Raw genomic sequence first — 26,318 nt, forward strand, 5'->3', positions numbered from 1 at the left:
GAAGTACGCTGTGACGGGAATTATTTGCAAAGCTGGGCTTGTTGACAAATGGTAAAACTTTACTTATAGATGAGCAGGTTTCATCTATGAGTAAAGTCTATGTTCTCTCGCTTACCTCAGCTGAACCAAATCAGAGGGTTTGAGGCTGCTGCACGATTAGGCAGTTTTAAAGCTGCCGCTGAGGAGCTGAATATCACTCCAACGGCAATATCTCACCAAATATCAAACTTAGAGGATCGACTGGGGGTTCTGCTGTTCGAACGAAAAGTCCGTTCAATAATCCTGACTCAGGAAGGGGCCAGGTTTGCACATGTTGCCCATCAGGCGTTGCAGCAGATATCAACGGCAATTGAAGAGATATCTAATGCGCAGTCTGTGTTGAACATTGCCACAACCACCTCTTTTGCCTCAATGTGGCTTGTGCCTAATCTGGCAAGGTTTTACAAAGAACATCCCGATATTCAGATTGAGATAAAGACCGGCGAAGAGCTGGCAGATATCAAGCGGGATCGTCGCATTGATCTCGCAATAAGATATGGTCGTGATGATGAGAAAAATACAACTGCAGTAAAACTGGTGACCGAACATTTTGCTGGCTATGCAACAGAGGGCTATTTAAACAGTTGCAAGCATTTAACTGATGCCACATTTATTGAGACCCGGTGGAAGAATAAAGACTTACCGTCGATAAGCTGGAAAAATTGGCTACAAACGTTTAACGCCGATATCTCCGATCCCAGGGTCTGTTTCTTTGATCAGGAAGATCATGTTGTTCAAGCCGCTTTAGCCGGTCAGGGAATAGCACTCGTGAGTTCGGTATTAGCTAAAATGGCCTTGCAGCAAGGTTGGTTAAAGGCTTTGGATAATGACTGCTCTTTGCCGGGTTTGACATATTACCTATTGGTTTCTCCCTTTAGCGAGAATTTACGAAAAGTTACTCTTTTCAGAGAGTGGTTGGTAAAAGAGCTATCAGAGTATGCTTAACTAAAGCAGGTTCTACCCTGGTCTCTCGGGATGTCAGTTAAGCACGGTTTGTGCCCTCAGGTGATTGGAACTGATCATCCGGACAATTTAGTGTTATTCAGGGGGGATCGTTTGGATACCACAGGGGCAGAGCCCTTTAATCAAATAATTGTGAAGTATGCATTCCCACGCGGGAGCGTGGGAACGAGCGAAAAAGAGTTATTCGGACGAGTAGATCAGATTAGGCAGAGATTGATGAAAAGGCTTTCTTTTTGGTTAGGGTTATTGAGCATTCTTTATGCTGGCCTTCACCGGACTCGCTAATGCTCGCCGTTTAATGGGGAAAACAAGCCTGAAGAGGTTAGCGATGATTTCAGAGGCAGATTGGAAACACTTCAAAACAGTGCAGGCTGCAACATTAGATAAATTCTGTAAACAGATTTTAGATGATGCGTCTGAGACGATTAACGATGTTGTTCTTTCAAACCATGAGAAATACATTAGTTTGTATAGGATGATCGAAAAGCGAGATAAACGAATTGCAGAAATATTCAATTACAACTCTAGATCTAAGGTTATGCTTCAGCTCTACTTATTGAAATCTGAAGGCCTTCTGGAGGCGGTTCAAATTGCAGGCTTTTCGACAGAAGTTCAAGAGTATCTAACCAACAATGATTTATATGTTCGGTAGGCCTGACAGGGAACAGGGGAGAGATATATTTTCTTGCCCCTGAACCCCTTTAATCCACCGAACCAACGCTTGTTCTGGCAAGCGACCCAGTCGCGTCTGATTTAAGGGGGCAATCAATATGACGATGGATTGCTTAACCGTTGAGCAACGTTGCAAGGTATGCATTCCCACGCGGGAGCGTGGGAACGAGCGATATATTTTTTTGCCCCTTCCCCCCCCCTTTAATCCACCGAACCAACGCTTGTTCTAGCAAGCGACGCAGTCGCGTCTAACCACTAGCAAGTCACGCAGTGACGTCTAGCCACTGCTCTTACCAATAGTCCGCTCCAACGGCGCTAGCAGGTTGTTCACCTTGTCATAGGTTTCCTGATATTCATCTGCGGTTTCTGAATCGGCGACAATACCGCCGCCAGCCCAGCAGTGTATCTGGCCGTTCTCACAGATCAGGGTGCGGATGGTGATGCTGGTATCCATCTGACCGGAGAAACTGAGGTAACCGATGGAACCACAGTAGATGGAGCGGCGATGAGGTTCCAGTTCATCGATAATCTCCATGGCGCGGATCTTGGGTGCGCCGGTGATCGAGCCGCCGGGGAAGCTGTGTTCCAGCAGGTCGATCGGGGTTTTATCGGCGGCCAGGTTACCCGTGATGGTGCTGACCAGGTGGTGGACATTGGCATAGGACTCAACCGCAAACAGTTTAGGCACTCTGACACTGCCGTGTTCACACACCTTGCTGATATCGTTGCGCATCAGATCGACGATCATCAGGTTTTCGGCCCGGTCTTTCTCGCTGTCATGCAGGGCCAGTTTCAACTGCGCATCCAGCGCCGGATTGTTGCCCCTGGGACGGGTGCCCTTGATTGGTTTGGTGGTCACCCGGCGCTCGACCACTTCAAGAAACTGCTCGGGAGAGTGCGACAGAATTGCGCCATCAGTGGTTTCAATGTAGGCGGAGTAGGGTGTTGGTGCCTGCTGTCTGATCAGCTTGTAGGCCGTCCAGGGGTCCCCGGTATAGCGGCTGCTGAAACGTTGGGCAAAGTTAACCTGATAGCAATCACCGGAGTGGATGTACTGATCGATACGGTTAAGCGAGTGGTAATACTCGGGTTCACTCATATTGCTTTTAAAGGGGGCTGCAAGGGTAAAGCTGCGACTGCCTGTTTCACCATCATGGTTTAGCAGCTGCAGAATGTTTTCTGCGTCGGCGGTATTGATCAGGGGGGTGGTGACCAATTGTGCGGTGTTACTCTCATGGTCGATCACTACTGCCCAGCTGTATATACCCACCTGCATATCAGGAAGCTCGATATCAGCGATGGTGTTTTCTGGCAGTGTTTCCAGACTGCGGCCCAGGTCATAGGAAAAATATCCCAGCAACCCACCACAGAATGGCAGCGCTTTAATCTCGGTTTGTTGTGGCTCAGGGCAATGCTGCTGATACTGGCTAAACAGTTGTTGCAGATGGGTAAAGGGATTGCCGCCGAGCTGTTCATCGCTGCTGGCTGTGGTGAGATGAGTTAATCCATGCTGATAACTAAGCCGGGCTTCAGGATTTGCGGCGATGATATCAAAACGCCCATAACGGCCGGCAGGTTTTCCACTGTCGAGGAACACCGGGGCGTCGAGGTGACGGATGCGTTCGAAGTAGAGGGTGGTATTTTGCAGATAGGGGAGTGAAAAAAGTCTGTACACCCGATAAACCTTAGTTCTTGCCTGTCTTCAGCTCAGGTCTCTGAGTGTGACCGGTCGTTGTTTTGCCATCCCTCAGCTTAAGATTGAACAGGATGGTTCAGGGTAAAAAGCGATTGTATCTGTCCGGGGTAGCGAAAGCGAGGTGCAATCCTGCAGTTTTTTCTACAAATCTAAACAGTATAATCGCCTTATAATGACGGGAGTTTTTTCCTTCTTCAGGATACTATCCGTTTATTTATAGCCGTCAGATAACAGTTAGCAGGACCGATGATTAAACACCCCTTTAAGATCACTCAGCATCAGCTCAACCTTCCCGACCAGCAGGTCAGTTATCAGCTTTACAGAAAACCCTGTGACAGCTCAACGCGCCGACTGGTGATGCTGCACGGTGCCGGCGTTGCCGGTGAGGACACCTGGGCCGCCATTGCGATGCTGAGCACCAGCTGGGATGAGATCCTGATACCGGATCAGCGCGGCACCGGAAACACCCGTTACCCTGATGGCACTGAGTATTCATTTACCGTCAATGAACTGGTGAATGATATCAGTGCATTGGTGGACCATCTGGGCTGGTGGCAGTTTGATCTGGCCGGTTACTCCATGGGGGGGATGGTCTCCTTATTGTATAAGCAGCGTTACCATGAGCGGGTGAAGAAACAGTATCTGTTAGAGTCTGCGGTGCTTGACCGGCCCTGCTGGGAGTCTACGGTTAATCTGCGCTTGCAGTTCAGTGAAGCGGCGGAACATCTGCAGGGGGATCAGGCGGAAACCGGAATACGTGCGTTTCTGGATACTATCTCACCCAACCGTAAAGTGGCACCTAAAGCCGAGTTGTTGACAATCCAGCGGCTTGCAGCACGTCCTATTGGTTTTGCTAATGCCCTCAACTGTGTCACGGAAGCGATTACCACCATAGACCGTGAAGCATTGGTGGCTGCCCAGGGCGATGTCACCAGTTTTATTGGCGGTCACAGTGTTGATCTGATGCATCAGTATCAGCGGGATCTGGCCGAACGCCTGCCCAACTGGCACTACTTTATGGTGCCAGGCACTGATCATTCGCTGCCGTTTCAGAAACCCCGTCAGATCGCCCGTATTATGGATGCAGAACTGAACCGTTTTCTCGCCTGATACGCACTCCTGAACTAGACTGATAGCCTCGTTTGACGGGGCTTTTTTATGCCTGATAGCTAAGTCAGGATATACCCCTATACTTTTGTAGCATGTCGACACTTTTCGTCTTTAGTATGGTTGACGATGCAGTAGTTGCTCTGTATTGTTAGCCAAATAACAAGATTGTCGACAATCCATCGAGAAGGTTGTAATGGCAGAGATCATAGAATTAAACGATACCTCAAGCGAAGTACGCACCCTGGCAGATCGTGTCAGTGGCCAACTGATTACCGCCATTGTTCGCGGTGATATCCCTCCGGGACAAAAGATCAGTGAACCGGAACTGGCGCGCACCTACGGCATCAGCCGGGGGCCTTTACGCGAAGCGATCCGCCAGCTCGAAGGCTTGCGTCTGGTGGTCCGGATTCCCCATGTGGGGGCCCGTGTGGTGTCGCTGAGCCCGGAAGAGTTAGTTGAGATCTACCGGATTCGTGAAGCGCTTGAGGGCATGGCCTGTCGACTGGCGGCCGACAATATGTCGACAGATGAGATCAACAGCCTGCGGGAACTGCTTTATCAGCATGAGCGAAACATCCAGGAGATTGATGGCCGCGCCTATTTTCAGAAAGAGGGCGACCTGGATTTTCACTACCGCATCGTTCAGTCCAGTAAAAATTCTAAACTGTTTGAGTTGCTGGGTGGTGAGCTTTATCACCTGGTACGCATGTACCGTTACCAGTTCAGCGTTTCTAAATCACGTCCGCAACGTGCCCTGAAGGAACATCATCGCATCCTGGATGCGATCGAAGAGAGGGATGGCGAGCTGGCAGAACTGCTGATGCGTCGGCATATAGGCCGGGCGCGCCGTAATATTGAAGAACGTCTGAACCCAACGAACAAAGAAGAGAGGGAATAACCTATGAGCAAACTGACCGCTGGCGGACGTTTCCGCAAAGCATTAGAAGAGACCAATCCACTGCAGATCGTGGGTACCACTAACGCCTATCATGCGATGATGGCTGAGCGTGTTGGCCACAAAGCGATCTATCTGTCCGGTGGCGGCGTTGCTAACCACTCTTACGGTCTTCCCGATCTGGGCATGACATCGATGAATGACGTATTGGCCGATGTGGGCCGTATCACCAGCGCTGTGGAAACGCCGCTGATTGTTGATATCGATACCGGTTGGGGTGGGGCATTCAATATCGCCCGAACCATCAAAGAGATGACTAAGTTCGGTGCGGCAGGTTGTCATATTGAGGATCAGGTAGCGCAGAAACGTTGTGGCCACCGTCCTAATAAAGAGATCGTCTCTCTGGAAGAGATGGTTGACCGTGTGAAAGCCGCTGTTGATGCGAAGACCGACGATGACTTCTTCCTGATCGCCCGTACCGATGCGTTTCAGATGGAAGGGCTGAATGCTGCCGTTGAACGTGCGCAGGCCTGTCTGGAAGCTGGTGCCGACGGTATCTTCGCCGAAGCGGTTCACACCCTGGATGATTACCAGGCGTTCTCTGATGGTATCAACGGCGCACATCTGCTGGCCAACATCACTGAGTTTGGTGCGACACCGCTGTTTAATACTGAGGAGCTGGCCGCTAACGGCGCAACTATGGTGTTGTATCCGCTGTCAGCCTTCCGTGCGGCTAACCTGGCTGCCCTGAATGTATTTGAAGCGATTCTGCGTGATGGGGACCAGAAAGCGGTTGTCGACACGATGCAGACCCGTATGGACCTTTACGATTTCCTCAACTACCACGACTTTGAACAGAAGTTGGATGCGCTGTTTCAGGAAGGTAAAAACAAGTAATCAGCCGCAGCGCTGAAACCCGGTGAGCTAACTCCCGCTGAGCGTTAAAGCGGGAAGATCGACAGAGTCAAAGCAAATAATACTGTAACGGGTAAACACACTTTTCAGGCCCGAAAGCAGAGAGGAGAAGATAGGATGGCAGAAGCTAAGAAATTAAGTGGTGCGGGTCTGCGTGGTCAGTCCGCTGGTGAAACGGCACTATGTACCGTTGGTCAGAGCGGCGCAGGTCTGACATACCGTGGCTACGATATCAAAGAGCTGGCTGACAAGGCGCAGTTTGAAGAGGTTGCATACCTGTTGCTGTATGGCAAGCTGCCAAATCAGGGTGAACTGGATGCTTATAAAGCCCGCCTGAAAGGGATGCGGGCGCTGCCTGACGCGCTTAAAACGGTGCTGGAACAGATCCCCGCGGATGCTCATCCGATGGATGTGATGCGTACCGGTTGCTCCATGCTGGGCAATCTGGAAACCGAACAGGATTTTACCGAGCAGCACGATCATATTGACCGGATGCTGGCGGTTTTCCCAGGCATGATTAACTACTGGTACAACTTCAGCCACAACGGCAAGCGTATCGATGTAGAAACCGATGCCAATTCGATCGGTGAACAGTTCCTCTGGACTCTGCACGACAAAAAGCCTGAACCACTGCATGTTGATGTGATGCATGCCTCGCTGATTCTTTATGCCGAGCATGAGTTTAACGCCTCAACCTTTACTGCCCGGGTGTGTGCTTCAACGCTATCAGACATCCATAGCTGCGTGACCGCTGCCATTGGTTCCCTGCGTGGCCCCCTGCATGGTGGTGCTAATGAAGCGGCGATGGCGATGATTCAGGACTGGCGTTCTCCGGACGAGGCGGAAGCCGAAATCATGGCGATGCTGGCGCGTAAAGATAAGATCATGGGCTTTGGCCATGCGATCTACCGTGATTCTGATCCCCGTAATGCGATCATTAAAGAGTGGTCGAAAAAGCTTTCAGAGCAGGTGGGTGATGAGTATCTGTACGCCGTATCTGAGCGGGTGGAAGCGGTAATGTGGCGGGAGAAGAAACTGTTCTGTAACGCTGACTTCTTCCATGCCTCTGCCTACAACTTCATGGGCATTCCTACCGAGCTGTTTACCCCGATCTTTGTTTGCTCCCGGGCGGCAGGCTGGACTGCACATGTGATGGAGCAGCGGGCCAATAACCGCATTATCCGCCCATCAGCTGACTACAGCGGCCCAACCAGCGCCGAGTGGATCGATATCGCCGATCGTCCGTAAGCCGAACTGGCTGAGAGGAGAGGGGCTGAGTTAACGATCAGCCCTTTCCCTAACTAAGAATTTAATGGTGTGATATGAATACTGAATACCGTAAACCGTTAGCAGGTACCGGCCTGGATTACTTCGACACCCGTGCGGCGGTCGATGCGATCAAGCCCGGTGCTTATGCAACGCTGCCTTACACCTCCCGCGTACTGGCTGAACAACTGGTGCGTCGCTGTGAACCCGAAGCACTGACCGCTTCACTGAACCAACTGATTGAGCGTAAACAGGATCTCGACTTTCCCTGGTATCCGGCCCGTGTTGTCTGTCACGACATCCTCGGTCAGACCGCACTGGTCGACCTGGCAGGTCTGCGGGATGCTATTGCTGATCAGGGGGGAGACCCGGCCAAAGTGAATCCGGTTGTACCAACCCAACTGATTGTTGACCATTCGCTGGCTGTTGAAGCACCAGGGTTCGATCCCGATGCTTTTCAGAAGAACCGTGATATTGAAGATCGTCGTAACGATGACCGTTTTCACTTTATCGAGTGGTGTAAAACCGCGTTTGATAACGTTGATGTGATTCCGGCCGGTAACGGTATCATGCACCAGATCAACCTGGAGAAGATGTCTCCGGTGATTCAGGCCCGTGACGGTGTTGCCTTCCCGGATACCTGTGTGGGTACCGACAGCCACACCCCTCATGTTGATGCTCTGGGTGTTATCGCTATCGGTGTCGGTGGTCTGGAAGCTGAAACCGTGATGCTGGGCCGTCCCTCTATGATGCGTCTGCCGGACATTATCGGCGTTAAACTGGTGGGCAAACGCCAGCCGGGGATTACCGCTACCGATATGGTGCTGGCGATTACTGAGTTTCTGCGTAATGAGAAAGTGGTTTCCGCCTATCTGGAGTTCTTCGGCGAGGGAGCTGCAACGCTGTCGATCGGTGATCGTGCCACGATCTCCAATATGACTCCTGAATACGGTGCGTCTGCCGGTATGTTCTATATCGATGAGCAGACCATTGAATATCTTAAGCTGACCGGTCGTGAGCCGGAACAGGTTGCGCTGGTTGAACAGTATGCCAAAGAAACCGGCCTGTGGGCTGATGATCTGGTTGATGCTCAGTACGAACGGGTACTGGAGTTTGATCTGTCAACGGTGGTCCGCAATATGGCGGGGCCGTCTAACCCACATCGCCGTTTGCCGACCTCAGCCCTGCACGAGCGCGGTATCTCCAGTGATACGATGCTGGCCGCTGCTCAGGCAGAAGAAGCGGATGGCCTGATGCCTGACGGCGCAGTTATCATCGCCGCCATTACCAGCTGTACCAACACATCGAACCCGCGCAATGTGGTTGCTGCCGGTCTGGTTGCCAGGAAAGCTAATGAGCTGGGACTGCTGCGCAAGCCCTGGGTTAAAACCTCGTTTGCGCCGGGCTCCCGGGTAGCCAAACTCTATCTTGAAGAAGCGGGTCTTCTGCCCGAGATGGAAAAACTGGGCTTCGGTATTGTTGGCTATGCCTGCACCACCTGTAACGGTATGTCCGGGGCGCTTGATCCGGTGATTCAGCAGGAGATCGTTGACCGCGATCTGTATGCGACGGCAGTACTATCGGGTAACCGTAACTTTGATGGTCGGATCCATCCCTATGCCAAGCAGGCATTCCTGGCATCTCCGCCACTGGTCGTCGCCTATGCGATTGCCGGTACCATCCGTTTCGATATTGAAAACGATGTCTTGGGGACCGACAAAGAGGGCAATGCGGTTACCCTGAAAGATATCTGGCCAAGTGATGAAGAGATCGACGCGATTGTTGCCAGCGCCGTGAAGCCGGAACAGTTCAATCAGGTGTATATTCCTATGTTTGACCTGGGCGCAGCAGAGCGTTCACCCAGCCCACTCTATGACTGGCGTCCACAGACAACCTATATCCGTCGTCCACCTTACTGGGAAGGCGCACTGGCTGGTGAGCGAACCATGAAGGGGATGCGTCCGCTGGCGGTACTGGGTGACAACATCACCACAGATCACCTGTCGCCTTCTAACGCGATCCAGGCTTCCAGTGCTGCCGGTGAATACTGCGCCAAGATGGGCCTGCCGGAAGAGGACTTCAACTCTTACGCAACCCACCGGGGGGATCACCTGACCGCTCAGCGGGCAACTTTCGCCAACCCGAAACTACTCAATGAGATGTGCCGGGATGAGAATGGCGAGATTATCCAGGGCTCTCTGGCACGTCTGGAGCCGGAAGGTACCCAGATGCGGATGTGGGAAACTATTGAAACCTATATGCAGCGTAAACAGCCGCTGATCATCATTGCCGGTGCCGATTACGGTCAGGGGTCTTCCCGTGACTGGGCCGCCAAAGGTGTTCGTCTGGCGGGTGTTGAAGCGATCGTTGCGGAAGGTTTTGAGCGTATTCACCGTACCAACCTGGTTGGTATGGGGGTATTACCGCTGGAGTTTAAAGCCGGTGATAACCGCAATACCTACGGCATCGATGGCACAGAAACCTACGATGTGGTTGGCGAGATCAGCCCACGTTGTGATCTGACCGTGGTGATGACCCGTCGCAATGGCGAGGTGGTTGAGATTCCGGTGACCTGTCGCCTGGATACCGCTGAAGAGGTCCATGTTTACGGTGCTGGTGGTGTGTTGCAGCGCTTTGCGCAGGACTTCCTGGAAGCCAACGCATAAGCGTTAACCGCTGTGCAGGGCCGGATATGCACTCTTCCGGCTCTGCTATTTGATGCAAGAGAATTTTTAATAAGCGTATTTAATAAAAGCTTTTATCTATCTGATCTTATTAAGAGTTTTCTGAACACGAGTCTCGTTTTTGAATGACGCTCAGAGACACAGGAATGTAAAAATGGCATTTGTCCCTCAGGTAAAAATCCCCGCGACCTATATTCGTGGCGGTACCAGTAAAGGTGTTTTCTTCCGTCGTCAGGATCTGCCGGCAGCAGCACAGCAGCCGGGTGAAGCCCGCGACAATATCTTACTGCGGGTGATCGGCAGTCCCGATCCCTATGGTCAGCAGATTGATGGCATGGGTGGCGCAACCTCGAGTACCAGCAAAACGGTGATCCTGGATAAGAGCAGCGAACCCGGTCACGATGTGGATTATCTGTTTGGTCAGGTGGCGATCGACAAAGCGTTTGTCGACTGGTCTGGCAACTGCGGCAACCTGACCGCAGCGGTAGGGGCGTTCGCCATCAGTAATGGTTTGGTTGACGCTGAGCGGATTCCTGACAATGGGGTCTGTACCGTGCGGATCTGGCAAAAAAACATCGGTAAAACCATTATCGCCCATGTGCCAATGACCAACGGTGAGGTGCAGGAAACCGGTGATTTTGAACTGGATGGCGTGACGTTTCCGGCAGCAGAGGTGGTGATCGAATTTATGGATCCTGCCGATGGCGAAGGGTCAATGTTCCCTACGGGTAATCTGGTGGATGATCTTGAGGTTCCGGGCATCGGCACCTTAAAAGCGACAATGATCAATGCGGGTATTCCAACCATCTTTCTTAACGCCTCAGATATCGGTTACACCGGTACCGAGCTGCAGAAAGATATTAACTCCGATGCAGCAGCGCTGGGAAGTTTTGAGACCATTCGGGCTCATGGTGCGCTGAAGATGGGGCTTATCAGTGATATCTCTGAAGCGGCAGCCCGTCAGCATACGCCCAAGGTAGCCTTTGTTGCGCCAGCAACCGCCTATGTATCCTCCAGTGGTAAGCAGATCTCTGCGGATGATATCGATGTCTGTGTACGGGCTTTGTCCATGGGTAAACTGCACCACGCGATGATGGGCACTGCATCAGTTGCCATCGCCACCGCTGCCGCGGTACCGGGTACTCTGGTGAACCTGGCAGCCGGTGGAGTAGAGCGTGATTCAGTCACCTTCGGCCACCCCTCAGGCACCCTGCGTGTCGGTGCCGCCGCAGAGCAGCAGGCCAATGGTGACTGGAGCGCCACTAAAGCGGTCATGAGCCGCAGCGCACGGGTGCTGATGGAAGGGTTTGTACGCATTCCCGGAGATAGCTTCTAAGCGCTAAAACCTATTTTTCATTCTGCACAGAGGGTATCTGCAGAATGTTACCAATGTCGAAGTGGCAGTCAGACGTTCAGGCCTCCCTATCAAGGACTGTTCGTTTCACTTCACGCTTAGGCCCTGTACGCAAGTGCAGGGTCTTTTTTTTATTCTGCCATAGGTGGAGAGGGAAGCACGGCCCGCGGCGATAGTCCGTGCCTGTGAATTGCTCTATCGCCGCAGGATGCGGCTCCTACGATACAATTAACCCAAAATGCTCTCGTTGTCCGGTGTGGAGGTCTCTCTGTGGTGTGGGAGGCGCGCCCCCGCGGCGATAGTCCGTGCCTGTGAATTGTTCTATCGCCGCAGGATGCGGCTCCTACAATACAATTAATCCATAAATTCTCTCGATGTCCGGTGTGGAGGTGTCTCTGTGGTGTGGGAGGCGCGCCCCCGCGGCGATAGTCCGTGCCTGTATATTGTTTTATCGCCGCAGGATGTGGCTCCTACAATGCCATATGATCCTCTATACTCTACTATTTAGGCAGCCAATGTCAGGGACTATTTTGTATAACTTAAAAGGAGAGAGGCGATAGATATGCAGCATGAAAAGCTTAATTACGTAGAGTTTGGTTCGACGGATCTTGAGGGTTCAAAAGGTTTTTTCACCGATGTGTTTGGCTGGCACTTTACCGATTATGGTCCCGATTACAGTGCATTTGATCAACAGGGTCTTGAGGGGGGATTCTTTACTTCAGACCAGACTGCAAGTCAGGAAAAGGGCAGTGCGCTACTGGTGTTTTATAGTGGCGATCTTGAACAAACCCTGGCAAAAGTTGCAAGCCATGGGGGTGATATCTGTAAAGGGATCTTTGAGTTTCCCGGTGGACGCCGTTTTCATTTTATAGAGCCCGGCGGCAACGAGTTTGCGGTCTGGTCTGATCAGCCTGCCGGTTGAACCGTTACTACAGTAACAGGACTATTAGCCCTGCGATTGCGGCTTATAGTCGCTTGATATCAGTCGCAAACTGTCTTCTGCAAAACCGCTACCGGCCTCTCTGTAGAAGTTAAACACTTTATCGATGCCAGCATCCAGCAGCTTTTGCCGGTCATCTTCATAGCGGGCAATGGCGGCAATCTGGCCCTGATAACCGCAGTTTGCCAGTTGGATGGTAATATTACGGCTATCTTCGATGGAGGGCAGGGCCAGCAGTATCAGTTTAATATCAGAGGTATTAAAGCTTTCCCAGAAATCGGCATCTTCACCATCGCCAAAGCAGACATTCAAACCTTTCTGCTGCAGCTCTGCGGCTCTGAAGCGGTCTGAATCGAGCCCGGCGACCCGGTGGTCAATAATATTCTGTAATGCTTTATACGCCCCTTTTCCAACCCGGCCCATACCGATGACCAGAACCTCTGCATGGGGAAACTGTTCAATAATATCTGCTTTCAGGCGGTGGCTGTTTTCGTAGCGTTTCAGATAATCTTTATGTTGCATGTAAAAACGATGTGCGCGGGGATAAAGAACGCTGGTCAGCACAAAAGACAGTGATACTGCCAGCGCAAGAATCACCAGCCATTCGCGGCTAAGCCAGCCGGAATCGACACTCAGGGCCGCAACAATGAGGCCAAACTCACTAAAGTTACTCAGGGCCAGTGAGGCCAGATAGGCGGTGCGACTGCGCAGTCTGAGGCGGGTAAGAATGGCAAAGAAGAGCACGAACTTAATGCCGATCAGCAGAGAGATCAGTGCGGCAGTGCCCAGCATTGACCAGGTTGGCAATGCGGTAAATCCGATCGACAGAAAAAAGCCGATCAGAAACAGATCCTTAAAGCTGAGCAGTGACTTGGTTAATTCTGAGGCTTTAGTGTGCTGGGCCAGAAGTATGCCAAATACCAGCGCCCCGAGATCCCCCTTAACACCGACCAACTGGAAAAGTTCGTAGCCCCCGAGGGCGAAGAAAAAACCGGTTAAGGGGAGCAACTCACCGTGTCCGGCTTTATCCAGTAATTTGTAGAGTATTGGGCGGGCAAAGATCAGTGCGAACAGAAGCGGAGCCCAGATCGATGGCAGCTTTCCGGTGGCAACCACCAGAAACAGCACCGCTACGATATCCTGCATCACCAATACACCGATCGCCAGCTGCCCATGACGGGTCTTCATCTCCCCGTTTTCTTCCAGCAGCTTAACGATACAGACCGTACTGCTAAAACTGAGGGCGAAGCCGAGCAGGGCCGCCGTGGTCAGATCGAGGCCGCTGTAATAGGGCACAGCAACAACCGCCATCAACAGGACAAAAGAACCAAATACCAGGATCCACAACGCCATATGGCTGAGCGTACTGGCCCACACTTCACGCCGGAGCAGATCGCCAATGTGCAGTTTAAGGCCAATGGTAAACAGCATCAGGGTGATGCCGAGATCAGCAAGGGTATCCAGGCTTTCGGTGGGCTCAATGCCGAGAAAGTGCAGCAGAAAGCCCGCCAGCAAAAAGCCAATTAAGGGCGGCATCCCAATAACTTTAAGCGACAGACCACACAGAAAAGCGAACAGAACCCAGATAAAATCCATAGATATAAGTCTTTGTAATTACATAATATTTATTAATGCAAGATAGGACTATGCTAACACTTATCGGGTGACAAAACCCTATATGCTGTTTGCATATGATGAATCGGTTTAAACAGTTTCGTTAACATACATAGTCGGTTCCAGAGAGTTAAGCCTTAAGGGGATGTGATCGTTTTAGTTGCGTTGCAGTCTGGCGGGATAAGCTCAGTTGACTACTTAAACTGACTGGTGCTGACGCAGAGCTTAAGATGGATTATGGCAGACTAACCGCCGCTAAGCGCGTGAAAGATATGCAGCGTGCCATTATACAGAATCGGGTCTGAGGTCGTTTTACGGCCAGTCACAACAGCCTCATTGATGTTGAGCAAACGGAGTTTCTTCTAGTTCAGTACCACCGTACAAGAGTGATTTGAGAGCATGGATGACGCGTGACTGATACGCTAGTTAAGTTAGTTTTAATCTGTAGACTTTAAACACTCAGTTCTAAGCATTTAAATTCACGCATTTAACTTACACCAGGGTTAAGCAGTTTTTCTTTCAGAAAGTCCACCAGAACCCTTAACCGCTGTGGCAGATGACGGGTCGGGGGATACAGAACCCAGACACCGCCCTGATAGTTGGTGATAAACTCCCAGTCAGGAAATAGCTGAATAATATTTCCTGCCTCGAGATCGGGTCGGGCGGTAAAATCGGGTAATGTGCCGATACCGATCCCTCGTTTGACCGCATCAAGACGTACCTGGGTGTGATTGGCTGCATACCGGCCTCTGACATCAATATCGATGATCTGCCCATCTTTCTTCAATCGCCAGCGGCTGTCAGCCGGGTTATTACCCAGATAGATACAACTGTGGTCTTTCAGCTCTTTTGGGTGCTCCGGGAGCCCATGCTGTTGCAGATACTCCATAGAGGCGCATATCACGTGGTCCAGCCGGAAAAGCTCCCGGCCCATCAACCCCGGTGGTGGCTGATCGGTGATCCTTAATGCCAGGTCGATACCATTGTCGATCAGATCCAGAGCACGGTCATCGAGATTCATTTGCACATTCACTTTCGGATAACGCTGAAGAAACTCCGGCAGCAGGGGGTGAATCACTGTGCTGCCAACGGCCTTGGGGACGCAGATACTGATGTCGCCTTCAATCTCCTGTTTCAGGCTATCGCAGATGTCCAACACCAGCTCCGCCCCTTCTATCATCTGTTTACAGCGGGTGTATACCTGCTCGCCACTACTGGTCAGTCGTAACTTGCGGGTTGTACGCTGTAACAGGTTTGTGGAAAGCTGATTTTCCAGCTTCGTAACACTTCGGCTAACAGATGAGGTCGAACTGCCAAGAGCCCCGGCCGCAGCGGTGAAACTCCCCCTGTTTACCACCTCAACGAAAACAGCCATCTCGTACATCAGTGAATACTGTTCATTCTTGCGCATACAACAAAAATCCATTCCAGATAAGGGGAATAATCAACTGATTGTTAATCATATATCGTTAATCAGTCGATTAATTACTTTTTTGGGGTGTGTTATGGATCTTTTGCAAGGTTTAGCATTGATCAGTGCAGTGCACTTTCTGGCCGCGGCGTCTCCGGGGCCTGATTTTGTACTGGTTTCGCAGCAGACATTAACAAACGGCAGAAAAGCAGGGTTTATGTGCAGTATCGGCATCGCTTTAGGATTGTCAGTGCATATATTTTACTCCAGCCTGGGGTTAGCCGCAGTGCTGGCAAACTCAGAGACAGCACTCTGGGTGATTAAAATCCTCGGCGGAAGCTATCTGATTTATCTGGGAATAGTGGGCGTGCGGAGCTCGTCTGGAATAGTTCAGCCGCCGAAAGCCGTTGCAGTCGATATTCCAGCAAGTCGTCATATCATAACCGGTTTTGTCTGTAATGTTCTTAATCCGAAAGCGCCGGTGTATTTCATATCCCTGTTCACGGTTGTTTTGTCACCAGAGATGCCGTTAGTTCAGATAGCAGTGTACGGTGCCTGGATGATGCTGATTCAGCTGATGTGGTTTTCAGCTGTTGTCACTCTGCTGTCAAATCCGGGTATCAACCGCCGGTTTAAGAGATTTGGATATCACATCGATCGGTTGCTCGGCGCAACGATGATTGTACTGGGGCTGAAGGTCATCTTCACCCGAGTCTAGCTGTGTCATTATTGATAGGGTGAAGATGCAGCCGTCGGAATCGCTATAAAGAGGAGGAGAAATTAATTGAATTATCAATATTTGCATTTGATAATTGTAATTTTAACTTTTGATTAGATAAGATCAAATACGATTAATTTCTCACCCTGTTTTGACGCTTCAAGATACCAGCCAGACTTATCCCAGTCTCCAAGGACGATACGCCGCTTACCCCCTTCAAGCGAGTGTACTGCCGGGCGATGGGTGTGGCCGTGGATCAGCAGGTCACAGTTCGATTCGGCCATCGCGGCCAGTACTGCCTGCTGGTTAACATCCATGATCTCGGTGCTTTTGTCTGCGGTCTGAGTCTCGCTGGCCATGCGGAGCTGTTTCGCCATCTCCAGTCGCTCTTCGACAGACTTGGTCAGCACCGCCTGTTGCCATTGCGGGTTTCGCAGCTGCTGACGCAGCGCCTGATAGGCATGGTCATCAGTGCATAACTGATCGCCATGCATAAGCAGGGCAGGACCCGATGCCAGTTGAATGACTTCGCTATCGTCCAGAATCTGAACACCGGTCAGTTCTTCAAATCGACTGCCAATCAGAAAGTCCCGGTTGCCATGCTGAAAAAATATCTCACAGCCTGACCGGGAGAGAGTGTTCAGTGCATCGACAACCGGTTGCAGATCATCCGGGATAAAATCATCGCCTATCCAGGCCTCAAACAGATCACCAAGAATGTAGAGTTGGTCGCACTCTTTTGCTGTGGTAGCCAGGAAATGCAGTAACGCCCGGGTAAGATCCGGGCGTCCGCTGTGAAGATGAAGATCGGATATAAACAGTGTTCGCATTATTCAGCGCTATCAGCAGCCACAACTTCAGCAGAGTTGATGATCACATCTTCGGCAGGAACATCCTGATGTCCGCCACGGAAGGTGGTAGAAACCCCTTTTATCTTATCAACCACATCCATACCTTCAGTCACTTTACCGAATACGGCATAGCCCCAGCCTTCTGTGGTTTTAGCCGTATGGTCGAGGAAGGTGTTATCGCTGACGTTAATAAAGAATTGAGCCGATGCGCTGTGAGGATCCATAGTGCGGGCCATCGCCAGAGTACCGCGTTTGTTCTGCAGGCCGTTATCCGCTTCGTTCTCGATGCTCCCAGCTGTTTGCTTGCTGACCATACCGGGTTCAAAACCACCACCCTGAATCATAAAGCCATCAATAACCCGGTGAAAAATAACACCATCGTAAAAGCCATCTTTAACATAGTTTTCGAAGTTTTCTGCTGACTTAGGCGCTTTTTCATAATCCAGTTCTATAGTGATATCGCCGAAGTTAGTGTGCAGTACGATCATGCTTACGATCCCTTTGTTTTAACTAGTTATTTTCATCTAGTTGGTTTGACTGAGAGTTTTTTGTGTCGATTCAATGGGGCTTATTATACTAAAGAATTAATCTGATAACTAACTGATTAATTTCGGCTTACTTATGGTTGTATGCAGGCCATCTGTCTATAATATCGGCCTACTTGATATCAGACGGAAGTTTAAGAAGCCTCTATGAGCAATAACGACGCCAGCAATACTGTGAAACAACCTACCAACTTTATTCATCAGGTTATCGAACAGGACCAGCAGCAGGGACTGGAAAAAGTGGTTACACGTTTTCCGCCTGAGCCAAATGGCTATCTGCACATCGGTCATGCTAAGTCGATCTGCCTGAACTTTGGTACTGCAGAAAAGTACAACGGCGAATGCAACCTGCGTTTTGACGACACCAATCCGGGCAAAGAGGAACAGGAATACGTCGACGCGATAATGGATGATGTGCGCTGGCTTGGTTTCAGCTGGGCGGGTGAAGTACGTTACGCCTCTGATTATTTTGATACTTTTTACGCCTGGGCACAGCATCTGATTAAGGCTGGCAAAGCCTATGTATGTGATCTCAGCCCTGAGCAGGCCAGTGAGTACCGGGGCTGGGCGACTGAGCCGGGTAAGAACAGCCCGTTCCGTGAGCGGTCAGCCGAGGAAAATCTCGATCTGCTGGAGCGGATGAAAAATGGTGAGTTTGACGAAGGCAGCCGGGTGTTACGTGCCAAGATCGATATGGCCTCGCCGAACATGAACCTGCGGGACCCGATTCTTTATCGTATTCGTAAGCAAAACCATCATCAGACGGGAGACAAGTGGTGTATCTACCCCAGCTACGATTTCGCCCATGGCCAGGAAGATGCTATTGAGGGGGTCACTCACTCCATCTGTACTCTGGAGTTTGCCGATCATCGCCCGCTGTATGAGTGGTTTATTGAAAATCTGCCGGTGCCGAGTACCCCGCGCCAATATGAGTTTGGCCGCCTGAACATCAACTACACCGTGACCAGTAAGCGTAAGCTGAAGCAACTGGTGGATGAAGGCCATGTGAGTGGCTGGGATGATCCCCGGATGCCAACCATTCAGGGGATGCGTCGACGGGGTTACAGCCCGCAGGCAGTGCGCAATTTCTGTGACAGTCTGGCGGTCGCTAAAACCGATGGTACCGTGGATATGGCCCAGTTTGAGTTCTTTATCCGTGAAGACCTGAACGACAATGCCGCGCGGGCAATGTGTGTGATGAATCCGCTTAAACTGATCATTACCAACTTTCCGGAAGGCGAAGTGGAGATGCTCAGCGCTCCGGTGCATCCGCAAAAAGAGATGGGTAGTCGTGAACTGCCGTTTACCCGGGAACTTTATATCGATAGGGCTGACTTCAGCGAAGACTCAACGCTGTCACGGAAGAAGTTCCGTTTGCTGGTGCCAGGTGACTATATGCGTTTGCGCAGTGCTTATGTGATCAAAGCCGATGAGGTGGTTAAAGATGCCGCTGGTGAGATCATTGAAGTTCATGCTTCACTGCTTCCGGGTACCGTAGGGGAAAATCCTGAAGGGGGGATCAAACCACGGGGGGTGATGCACTGGGTGTCAGCAACTGAGGGTAAGCAGGCGAAAGTGCGTATCTATGATCGTCTCTTCAATGTTGAATCTCCTGATAAGGGAGAGGGGGACTTCCTGAACAATATTAACCCGGACTCTTTCCGGGAGATTGATAATTGCTGGGTTGAACCCGGACTGATCAATGCCGCTCCTGAAACCGCGTTCCAGTTTGAGCGTGAGGGGTATTTCGTTGCGGATCGTTACCAGCACACACCGGAGACCCCGGTATTTAACAAGACGATCGGACTGCGCGATACCTGGAAAAAATAATTCAGCGTCAGACAGTCTGAAACAAAAAACGGCTACCCATAGGTAGCCGTTGTTGTATCTGTCAGATATAGCCGGGGGTCTTGTGCAGGTTATGACGGGTGTGCAGACTGAGTCCCAGGGACTCAAGATCGGTATTTTTGAGAATTTCTGCTGACAGGGGCAGAAAGAATGATTCCTCATATTTCGCATGCAGCAGGTAATGCTCAGACATCCCTGTCGCGGCTTGCCTGTCCAGTTCGACAAACCTGCCTTTCGCCAGTTTTTTAAGATCCGGCTCGATTTTTTTCCACTCTTTTTCCAGATTGCGGTGCTCTTCGGTCAGCCGCTTCACCATCATCGATGTTTGTTGCAACTCTTCACCCGGGCTGGCGCAGTCCATCACGATATTAAATAGTTCCTGCTCCTCTTCCTGATGATGATTGAGCACTACTTCGTGGAAAAAGGTAATCAGTTTTTGCGCAACTTGGCTGGTCTCTGGCTGGACCGGATCGGTGATCTCTGAATTGCCCAGTTTTCCAAGCTGTTCAAAGTTCTTAATGATAGAGATATGACATTGGGAAAAGTCATCGGTAGGGCTGGATGGTTTAGTGTTCATTGATTCACCTTCTCTTTAAGGCAGGGGTTTACCCTGTGTCACACGGATATCGCCCTTTTGCGTTAAGGGGGTCCGGTGTTTGGATAGTTCAATATTATACTTTATGTTACTAATATTTCATGATCATGATCAATTTTGTATCATATTAAGGGCCGGGCTCAAACTGCAGATTGAGCCCGGTGAACCAGCCCTGTTTATCCGGTTACTCCGGTGATGGCGCTTCCTCCCAGTCCATCTCTGCCATCTGCTGATAACGCTTGTAACGTTCGCTGACATCGTGTTGTGCCTTATCGAGAAAGGCCGCGGCCTCAACGGGATGCGCTTTTAACAGCGAGTTGAAGCGGGTCTCCCGGCGGGCAAACTCAGAATAGGGAATGGATGGCGGTTTGGAGTCCATTTTCAGTGGATTTTTATGCTGATCTGCCAGACGAGGGTCGTAGCGGAACAGCGGCCAGTGACCGCTATCGACGGCTAACTGCTGATGCAGATGGTTATCTTTCATCTCGAAGCCGTGAGCGATACAGGGGGAGTAGGCGATAATCAGGGACGGACCATCATAGGATTCCGCTTCGAGAAATGCCCGCAGGGTCTGAACGTCTTTGGCAGCATAAGCCACATGGGCCACATAGACATGCTCGTAGTCCATGGCGATGCGGGCCAGATCTTTTTTCGCGACCGATTTGCCGGACGCAGAAAATTTAGCGACTGCGCCAATCGGTGTTGCCTTGGATGTCTGACCGCCGGTATTGGAATACACCTCAGTATCCAATACCAGGATATTGACGTTGCGTCCTGAAGCCAGTACATGGTCAAGTCCGCCAAAGCCGATATCATATGCCCAGCCATCTCCGCCGATAATCCAGACGCTTTTACGGCTGAGCTGATCAGCAAGATGGCGCAGTTCAACCGCTTTGTCACCGATCTCCGAATGATCGCTGAGACTATCCAACGCGAGTTTAAGCTTTTCGACTGACTGGCGCTGGTGCTCAATGCCGGCTTCATCTGCTTCTGTTTCCGTCAGCAGCGACTCAACCAGTTCAGGATCAAGTTTATCCTTTAATTCCTGCAGCAGGCTGATGGCATAAGCTTTCTGTTTATCCAGCGCGACCCGCATACCCAGCCCAAATTCGGCATTATCTTCAAACAGAGAGTTGTTCCAGGCAGGCCCGCGGCCATCGGGGTTTTTGGTCCAGGGAGTGGTGGGCAGGTTGCCGCCATAGATAGATGAGCAACCGGTAGCGTTGGCGACCAGCATCCGGTCGCCAAATAGCTGACTGGCGAGGCGAATATAGGAGGTTTCACCACAGCCGGAACAGGCTCCGCTGAACTCGAACAGAGGCTGAAATACCATCGAGCCCTTGAGGGTCGTGTTTTTGAGTGTGGTGCGGTCAAACTCTGGCAGTGACAGGAAAAACTCCCAGTTGTCTTTTTCCACCTCGTAAGTTTGCTCCTTTGGTACCATGTTGATTGCTTTGTGCTCCGGATGTTGCTTATCAACAATCGGGCAGATATCAACGCAAAGGGTACAGCCGGTACAGTCAGAAGGGGAGACCTGATAGCTGATAAAGCTGTTTTCCGGGAAATCTTTGGCGCCTTTCACCGGCACCGCGCGGAAACCATCGGGTGCTTCCTGCAACAATGACTTATCAAAAATCTTGCTGCGGATAACGCTGTGAGGGCAGACCAGTACACATTTACCGCAATGGGTGCACAGATCCTCATCCCACAGCGGCAGCTCAGTCGCCAGATCGCGTTTTTCGAATGCGGTGGTGCCGGTGGGCCAGGTGCCATCAGCAGAGAGGGCGCTGACCGGTATCCGGTCACCGTGACCGGCAATCAGTTCTGCGGTCAGTTGGCGAACAAAGTCATTGGCGCGATTGGCACTCAGTTCATGCATCGGAATGCGGCTGGTGGCCCGCTCGTGAACCTTAATTTCATGCAGCTGGCTGAGACTGGCATCAATTGCATTGAGGTTCAACTCAACCACTTTCGGATTGCTGCTATAGGATTTCCTGACAGCGTCTTTGATCAGCGAGATTGCCCGATCAATTGGCAGAATACCGGAAATTTTAAAGAAGCAGCTCTGCATAATGGTATTGATTCGTTTACCCATACCGCATTCGGTTGCGACCCGGTAGGCATCGATAGCATACAGGCGGATCTGCTTTTCGATCAGCTGTTGCTGGACGGTTTCGGGCAGGGTGTCCCAGAGTTCATCCGGTGCAGCGCTGCTGTTCAAGAGAAATACCGCGCCATGACGGGCTTTTTCCAGCATCGGATAAAGGCTCAGGAAGCGAGGCTGGTGACAGGCGACAAAATCTGCCTGTCCCTCCTGTATCTCATAGGCCGAATGAATCTTGTGTGGTCCAAAACGCAGATGGGAAACGGTTACTGCGCCGGATTTCTTCGAATCATAAACAAAGTGCCCCTGCGCATAATAGCCCTCCTGATCGCCGATGATTTTAATACTGTTCTTATTGGCGCTGACTGTCCCGTCAGCGCCCAGACCATAAAATACCGCCTGATAGGCATCTTTATGAGCATCGGTAATAAAGTGGGGGTCATAACTGATGCTGGTGTGGGTCAGGTCGTCATCGATGCCGACGGTAAACAGGTTTTTACTCTGCGGCCTGGCCAGCTCATCAAATACGCCGCGAATCATTGCCGGGGTAAACTCTTTTGAGGAGAGACCGAAACGTCCACCCAGGAGTTTCGGAAGCTTATCTGCGGTTAGTTTTCCGGACAGGATTGATTGCATAAATGCCGTGGCGATATCTTTGTACAGCGGCTCACCGTCGGCACCGGGCTCTTTGGTGCGATCCAGTACTGCGATCTGTTTTACACTGTCAGGCAGGGCATTGAGCAGACGGGCTGCATCGAAGGGGCGGAACAGGCGGACTTTCAGTACCCCGGTCTTGCCGCCGTTGCGATTGATAAAGTCGACAGTTTCGCTGGCGGTTTCCGCACCAGACCCCATCAGAACAATCACCGACTCGGCATCCCTGGCCCCTTCATATTCATAAAGCTGGTACTGACGACCCGTCACTTCGGCAAAGCGGTTCATCGCCTGTTGGACGATCTCAGGGAAGGCATCGTAATAGGGGTTGCAGGCTTCCCGGGCCTGGAAAAAGATATCCGGGTTCTGTGAGGTACCCCGTACTACAGGATGGTCGGGGGACAGTGCCCGGTTGCGGCAATCCCGTACCCGCTCCATATTGATCAGCTGTCGCAGCATCGCTTCGGTGACCACTTCGACTTTGCTGACTTCATGGCTGGTACGAAAGCCATCAAAAAAATGTAGCAGTGGTACCCGCCCCTCCAGAGTAGACATCTCGGCGATGGTGGCCATATCCATCACCTCCTGTACCGAGTTGGAAGCAAGCATCGCGAAACCGGTTGACCGGGTAGCCATCACATCACTATGGTCACAGAAGATAGACAGGGCGTGGGTCGCCAGCGAGCGGGCAGCAATATGAAAAACAGTCGGCGTCAGCTCTCCGGCAATCTTATACATATTCGGGATTTTAAGCAGTAACCCCTGAGAGGCCGTAAAAGTAGTGGTTTTTGCCCCGGCCTGCAAAGCTCCGTGAACCGCACCGGCGGCCCCACCTTCACTTTGTAACTCAATCACATCGGGTACTACGCCCCAGAGGTTCCTGACTCCGTCGGCACTCCAGCTATCGCTCATCTCCCCCATGGGTGAAGCCGGTGTGATCGGGTAGATCGCGATAACATCATTGAGGTGATGGGCAATATAGGCGGCGGCTTCGTTGCCATCCATCATTCGGGTTTGCCTGGTATCTTTAACTGGGCTGTTCATTGTGGTACTCCCGGGCATGCTAAAACGTCAACTTACTATATTAGTTTATTCTTATAAGTCTGTGTTGTTTTAACTAATATTGCAGCAATTGTGGCAGGAACTGTTCTGGATCAACGACCAGATCCCTCATTTTGAGACAAATAGTCAACTCTCTGCTGCGCGATAAAAGTAATTTTAATCAGGTTGTTAAATCCCCGCCGGTTTCCTCTATAATGGTCAGCCTGTTTTTCACTGAACTTCATCCTGACCTGACTCATAAGCGAATTCCGATGTTGCAGATCTATAACACCCTGACCAAAGAAAAAGCCCCGTTCCAGCCACTGGAAGAGGGCAAGATCAATATGTATGTATGCGGTATCACCGTATACGACTTCTGTCATATCGGACATGCACGGGTGATGGTGGCGTTTGACGTGATTACCCGATATCTGCGGGCCCGAGGCTGGGATGTTAACTATATTCGCAACATCACCGATGTTGATGACAAGATCATTAAGCGGGCTCAGGAGAATGGCGAACGTCCTGATCAGTTGACAGATCGTATGATCGAGGCGATGCACGACGATGAAGATAAACTCAGTGTTCTGCGCCCGGACCGTGAGCCCCGTGCGACTGCTCATATGCAGGATATTATCGATATGGTGCAGGTACTGATTGAAAAGGGATATGCTTACGCCGCCGCTAATGGAGATGTCTATTATCGGGTTGAGAAGTTTGCCGACTATGGCAAGCTGACCAACAAAAATGTCGATGAGCTTCGCTCCGGTGCCCGGGTTGAGGTTCAGGATGCCAAAGAGAGTCCGCTGGATTTTGTGCTTTGGAAAGCCGCTAAGCCGGGTGAGGTGAGCTGGGAATCCCCCTGGGGTGCAGGCCGTCCTGGCTGGCATATTGAGTGTTCAGCGATGTCTAAATGCTGCCTGGGTGATACCTTTGATATCCATGGTGGGGGCCCAGACCTGCCGTTCCCGCACCATGAAAATGAGATCGCCCAGTCCGAAGCAGCGAACGGGGTTAAATTTGTCAATACCTGGATGCACGCCGGGGCTGTACGGGTAAACGCCGAGAAGATGTCCAAGTCACTGGGCAACTTCTTTACCATTCGTGACGTGCTGGAAAAATACGATGCTGAAGTGGTCCGTTACTTCCTGTCCTCCGTACATTATCGCAGTTATATCGATTACTCGGAAAGCAGTCTGAAAGAGGCACGTAGTGCACTGGAACGGTTTTATCAGGCGCTGAATGGGGTTGAAGCGAAACCTGCTGAGTTGGATAACGACTACGACGCTCGTTTTTATGCGGCGATGGATGATGATTTCAACACCCCTAAAGCCCTGGCGGTTATGTTTGAGTTGGTTAACGAACTTAACACCGCCTCACGTTCTGGCGATGCGAAAGCGCCGGCACTGGCCGCCCAGTTAAAGCAACTGGGTGGTATTCTTGGTCTTTTACAGCAGTCCCCCGACGCGTTTTTACAGGGTGAAAGTAAAGCCGGTGAGATTACCCCGGAACAGATCGAAGCGTTGATTCAGCAGCGCGCTGATGCGAAGAAAGCGAAGGATTTCGCCGCTGCTGATCAGATTCGGGAAGATCTGGTCGCCCAGGGGATTATTCTTAAAGATAGTCGCGAAGGAACCACCTGGTTTCGTGAAGGCTAACTAAACCCGAATATTAAGTAGTTTTTAAAGGCAGCAAGTGGCTGCCTTTTTTCTGTTTAAAGGATGGATAGATGAGTCAGCAGCCAACACTGGTTATCTTTTGTAAACGGCCATTGCATGGTCAGGGTAAGCAGCGCATCGCCGCGACACTGGGTAAAGATGCCGCCTATCAGGTTGCCTGTGCGTTGCTCAATTGCGCCCTTGAGGATGCCAGAAGCTGGCCGGGACCGGTCGTTCTTTCACCCGGCAGTGAAGCTGATCGCCAGTGGGCAGAAGATCTGCTGTTGCGGGAATGTCAGGTGGTGCCTCAGTGCGAAGGCAATCTGGGGGCAAAACTGAACTATGTGGATCGGATTGTGCGACAGCAGGGGATTGAACAGTTGCTGTTTATCGGTACCGATGCGCCGGAACACAACGCTCAGCATTATGCTGAGCTTTGCCAGTTACAGCAGCAGAGTGATATTGTGCTTTCACCTGCCGAAGATGGCGGTGTCACCGCGATGGGCGGGCGAACCCCCTGGCCAGTGTTGGAAAACCTGCCCTGGAGTACCCCACAGCTGGGGGCGCAACTGGCCTGTGTATGTGAAGCGGCCGATTTTCAGGTTGCTTTCAGCTCCACGGGCTACGATGTGGATACTGAAGCTGATTTGCGCCGGCTGCTGGGAACACTTGCATATGACTCCCGTCCTGCCCGGCAACAGCTGTTACAACTGTTACAGGTTTTACTCAAAGAGAGGTAAGGGGT

Annotated in this window: 20 protein-coding genes; 13 read left to right on the forward strand and 7 right to left on the reverse strand. The window is 51.2% G+C overall.

The genetic code is table 11. The features are described 5' to 3' along the window. Window positions 1–99 precede the first annotated feature (99 nt). Both OCU43_RS10490 and OCU43_RS10495 read left to right on the forward strand, forming a co-directional pair. Window positions 100–984: a LysR substrate-binding domain-containing protein gene (locus OCU43_RS10490; protein ID WP_091358510.1), complete on the forward strand. Its 885-nt coding sequence runs from the start codon at window positions 100–102 to the stop codon at window positions 982–984. 277 nt (window positions 985–1,261) lie between these two features. Continuing rightward, entirely contained in the window at window positions 1,262–1,654 is a 393-nt protein-coding gene (locus tag OCU43_RS10495; protein WP_091358512.1) for a hypothetical protein, read from the forward strand. Between the two features lie 297 nt (window positions 1,655–1,951). Here the strand turns inward: OCU43_RS10495 and pabB are convergent, their stop codons facing one another. Then, entirely contained in the window at window positions 1,952–3,349 is a 1,398-nt protein-coding gene (pabB, locus tag OCU43_RS10500; protein WP_091358514.1) for an aminodeoxychorismate synthase component I, read from the reverse strand. A gap of 267 nt (window positions 3,350–3,616) precedes the next feature. On the opposite strand from pabB, the gene OCU43_RS10505 reads away from it, so the two are divergent. The 7 genes from OCU43_RS10505 to OCU43_RS10535 all read left to right on the forward strand — a co-directional run bounded on the left by OCU43_RS10505 (window position 3,617) and on the right by OCU43_RS10535 (window position 12,516). Then, window positions 3,617–4,480: an alpha/beta fold hydrolase gene (locus OCU43_RS10505; protein WP_091358518.1), complete on the forward strand. Its 864-nt coding sequence runs from the start codon at window positions 3,617–3,619 to the stop codon at window positions 4,478–4,480. Between the two features lie 193 nt (window positions 4,481–4,673). Next, complete coding sequence (locus OCU43_RS10510; protein ID WP_091358521.1) at window positions 4,674–5,378, forward strand: GntR family transcriptional regulator; 705 nt, start codon at window positions 4,674–4,676, stop codon at window positions 5,376–5,378. A 3-nt stretch (window positions 5,379–5,381) separates the two neighbouring features. Further along, entirely contained in the window at window positions 5,382–6,272 is an 891-nt protein-coding gene (gene prpB, locus OCU43_RS10515; RefSeq protein WP_091358524.1) for a methylisocitrate lyase, read from the forward strand. 135 nt (window positions 6,273–6,407) lie between these two features. After that, window positions 6,408–7,538, forward strand: a complete 1,131-nt coding sequence (gene prpC / locus OCU43_RS10520; protein WP_091358528.1) for a bifunctional 2-methylcitrate synthase/citrate synthase — start codon at window positions 6,408–6,410, stop codon at window positions 7,536–7,538. A gap of 74 nt (window positions 7,539–7,612) precedes the next feature. Beyond that, complete coding sequence (gene acnD, locus OCU43_RS10525; protein ID WP_091358531.1) at window positions 7,613–10,222, forward strand: Fe/S-dependent 2-methylisocitrate dehydratase AcnD; 2,610 nt, start codon at window positions 7,613–7,615, stop codon at window positions 10,220–10,222. Between the two features lie 172 nt (window positions 10,223–10,394). Further along, entirely contained in the window at window positions 10,395–11,576 is a 1,182-nt protein-coding gene (prpF, locus tag OCU43_RS10530; protein ID WP_091358534.1) for a 2-methylaconitate cis-trans isomerase PrpF, read from the forward strand. 580 nt (window positions 11,577–12,156) lie between these two features. Beyond that, on the forward strand, window positions 12,157–12,516 hold the full coding sequence (locus OCU43_RS10535) for a VOC family protein (protein WP_091358538.1): 360 nt from the start codon (window positions 12,157–12,159) through the stop codon (window positions 12,514–12,516). 24 nt (window positions 12,517–12,540) lie between these two features. Here the strand turns inward: OCU43_RS10535 and OCU43_RS10540 are convergent, their stop codons facing one another. Together OCU43_RS10540 and OCU43_RS10545 are read right to left on the reverse strand one after the other, a co-directional pair. Then, window positions 12,541–14,130: a cation:proton antiporter domain-containing protein gene (locus tag OCU43_RS10540; RefSeq protein WP_091358541.1), complete on the reverse strand. Its 1,590-nt coding sequence runs from the start codon at window positions 14,128–14,130 to the stop codon at window positions 12,541–12,543. A gap of 505 nt (window positions 14,131–14,635) precedes the next feature. Then, window positions 14,636–15,559 carry a LysR family transcriptional regulator gene (locus tag OCU43_RS10545; protein ID WP_217647431.1) on the reverse strand — a complete coding sequence of 308 codons (924 nt, stop codon included), beginning with the start codon at window positions 15,557–15,559 and terminating at the stop codon, window positions 14,636–14,638. Between the two features lie 94 nt (window positions 15,560–15,653). Between OCU43_RS10545 and OCU43_RS10550 the strand changes: the two genes are divergently transcribed. After that, window positions 15,654–16,277: a LysE family translocator gene (locus tag OCU43_RS10550; protein WP_091358548.1), complete on the forward strand. Its 624-nt coding sequence runs from the start codon at window positions 15,654–15,656 to the stop codon at window positions 16,275–16,277. 113 nt (window positions 16,278–16,390) lie between these two features. On the opposite strand, the gene OCU43_RS10555 is transcribed toward OCU43_RS10550, so the two are convergent. Both OCU43_RS10555 and OCU43_RS10560 read right to left on the reverse strand, forming a co-directional pair. After that, window positions 16,391–17,107 (reverse strand): UDP-2,3-diacylglucosamine diphosphatase, encoded by a 717-nt coding sequence (locus OCU43_RS10555; protein ID WP_091358551.1) that lies wholly within the window; start codon window positions 17,105–17,107, stop codon window positions 16,391–16,393. Then, the gene (locus OCU43_RS10560; protein WP_091358554.1) at window positions 17,107–17,616 is read right to left on the reverse strand and encodes a peptidylprolyl isomerase; all 510 of its coding nucleotides are present in this window, start codon (window positions 17,614–17,616) and stop codon (window positions 17,107–17,109) included. Before OCU43_RS10560 ends, OCU43_RS10555 begins: the two co-directional genes overlap by 1 nt. Before the next feature lie 204 nt (window positions 17,617–17,820). On the opposite strand from OCU43_RS10560, the gene OCU43_RS10565 reads away from it, so the two are divergent. After that, complete coding sequence (locus OCU43_RS10565) at window positions 17,821–19,503, forward strand: glutamine--tRNA ligase/YqeY domain fusion protein (RefSeq protein ID WP_091358556.1); 1,683 nt, start codon at window positions 17,821–17,823, stop codon at window positions 19,501–19,503. A gap of 61 nt (window positions 19,504–19,564) precedes the next feature. On the opposite strand, the gene OCU43_RS10570 is transcribed toward OCU43_RS10565, so the two are convergent. After that, a complete protein-coding gene (locus OCU43_RS10570; protein WP_091358558.1) occupies window positions 19,565–20,098 on the reverse strand; it encodes a hemerythrin domain-containing protein in 534 nt (177 codons plus the stop codon). Window positions 20,099–20,300: 202 nt separating this feature from the next. Beyond that, entirely contained in the window at window positions 20,301–23,918 is a 3,618-nt protein-coding gene (gene nifJ, locus OCU43_RS10575; protein WP_245756572.1) for a pyruvate:ferredoxin (flavodoxin) oxidoreductase, read from the reverse strand. A 269-nt stretch (window positions 23,919–24,187) separates the two neighbouring features. Here nifJ and cysS point away from each other — a divergent pair, with 269 nt between their 5' ends. Beyond that, the gene (gene cysS / locus OCU43_RS10580) at window positions 24,188–25,573 is read left to right on the forward strand and encodes a cysteine--tRNA ligase (protein ID WP_091358625.1); all 1,386 of its coding nucleotides are present in this window, start codon (window positions 24,188–24,190) and stop codon (window positions 25,571–25,573) included. A gap of 71 nt (window positions 25,574–25,644) precedes the next feature. Next, entirely contained in the window at window positions 25,645–26,313 is a 669-nt protein-coding gene (locus OCU43_RS10585; protein ID WP_091358563.1) for a TIGR04282 family arsenosugar biosynthesis glycosyltransferase, read from the forward strand. Window positions 26,314–26,318: the final 5 nt, after the last annotated feature.

It is taken from the genome of Amphritea atlantica, from assembly GCF_024347255.1.
GTDB lineage: Bacteria > Pseudomonadota > Gammaproteobacteria > Pseudomonadales > Balneatricaceae > Amphritea > Amphritea atlantica.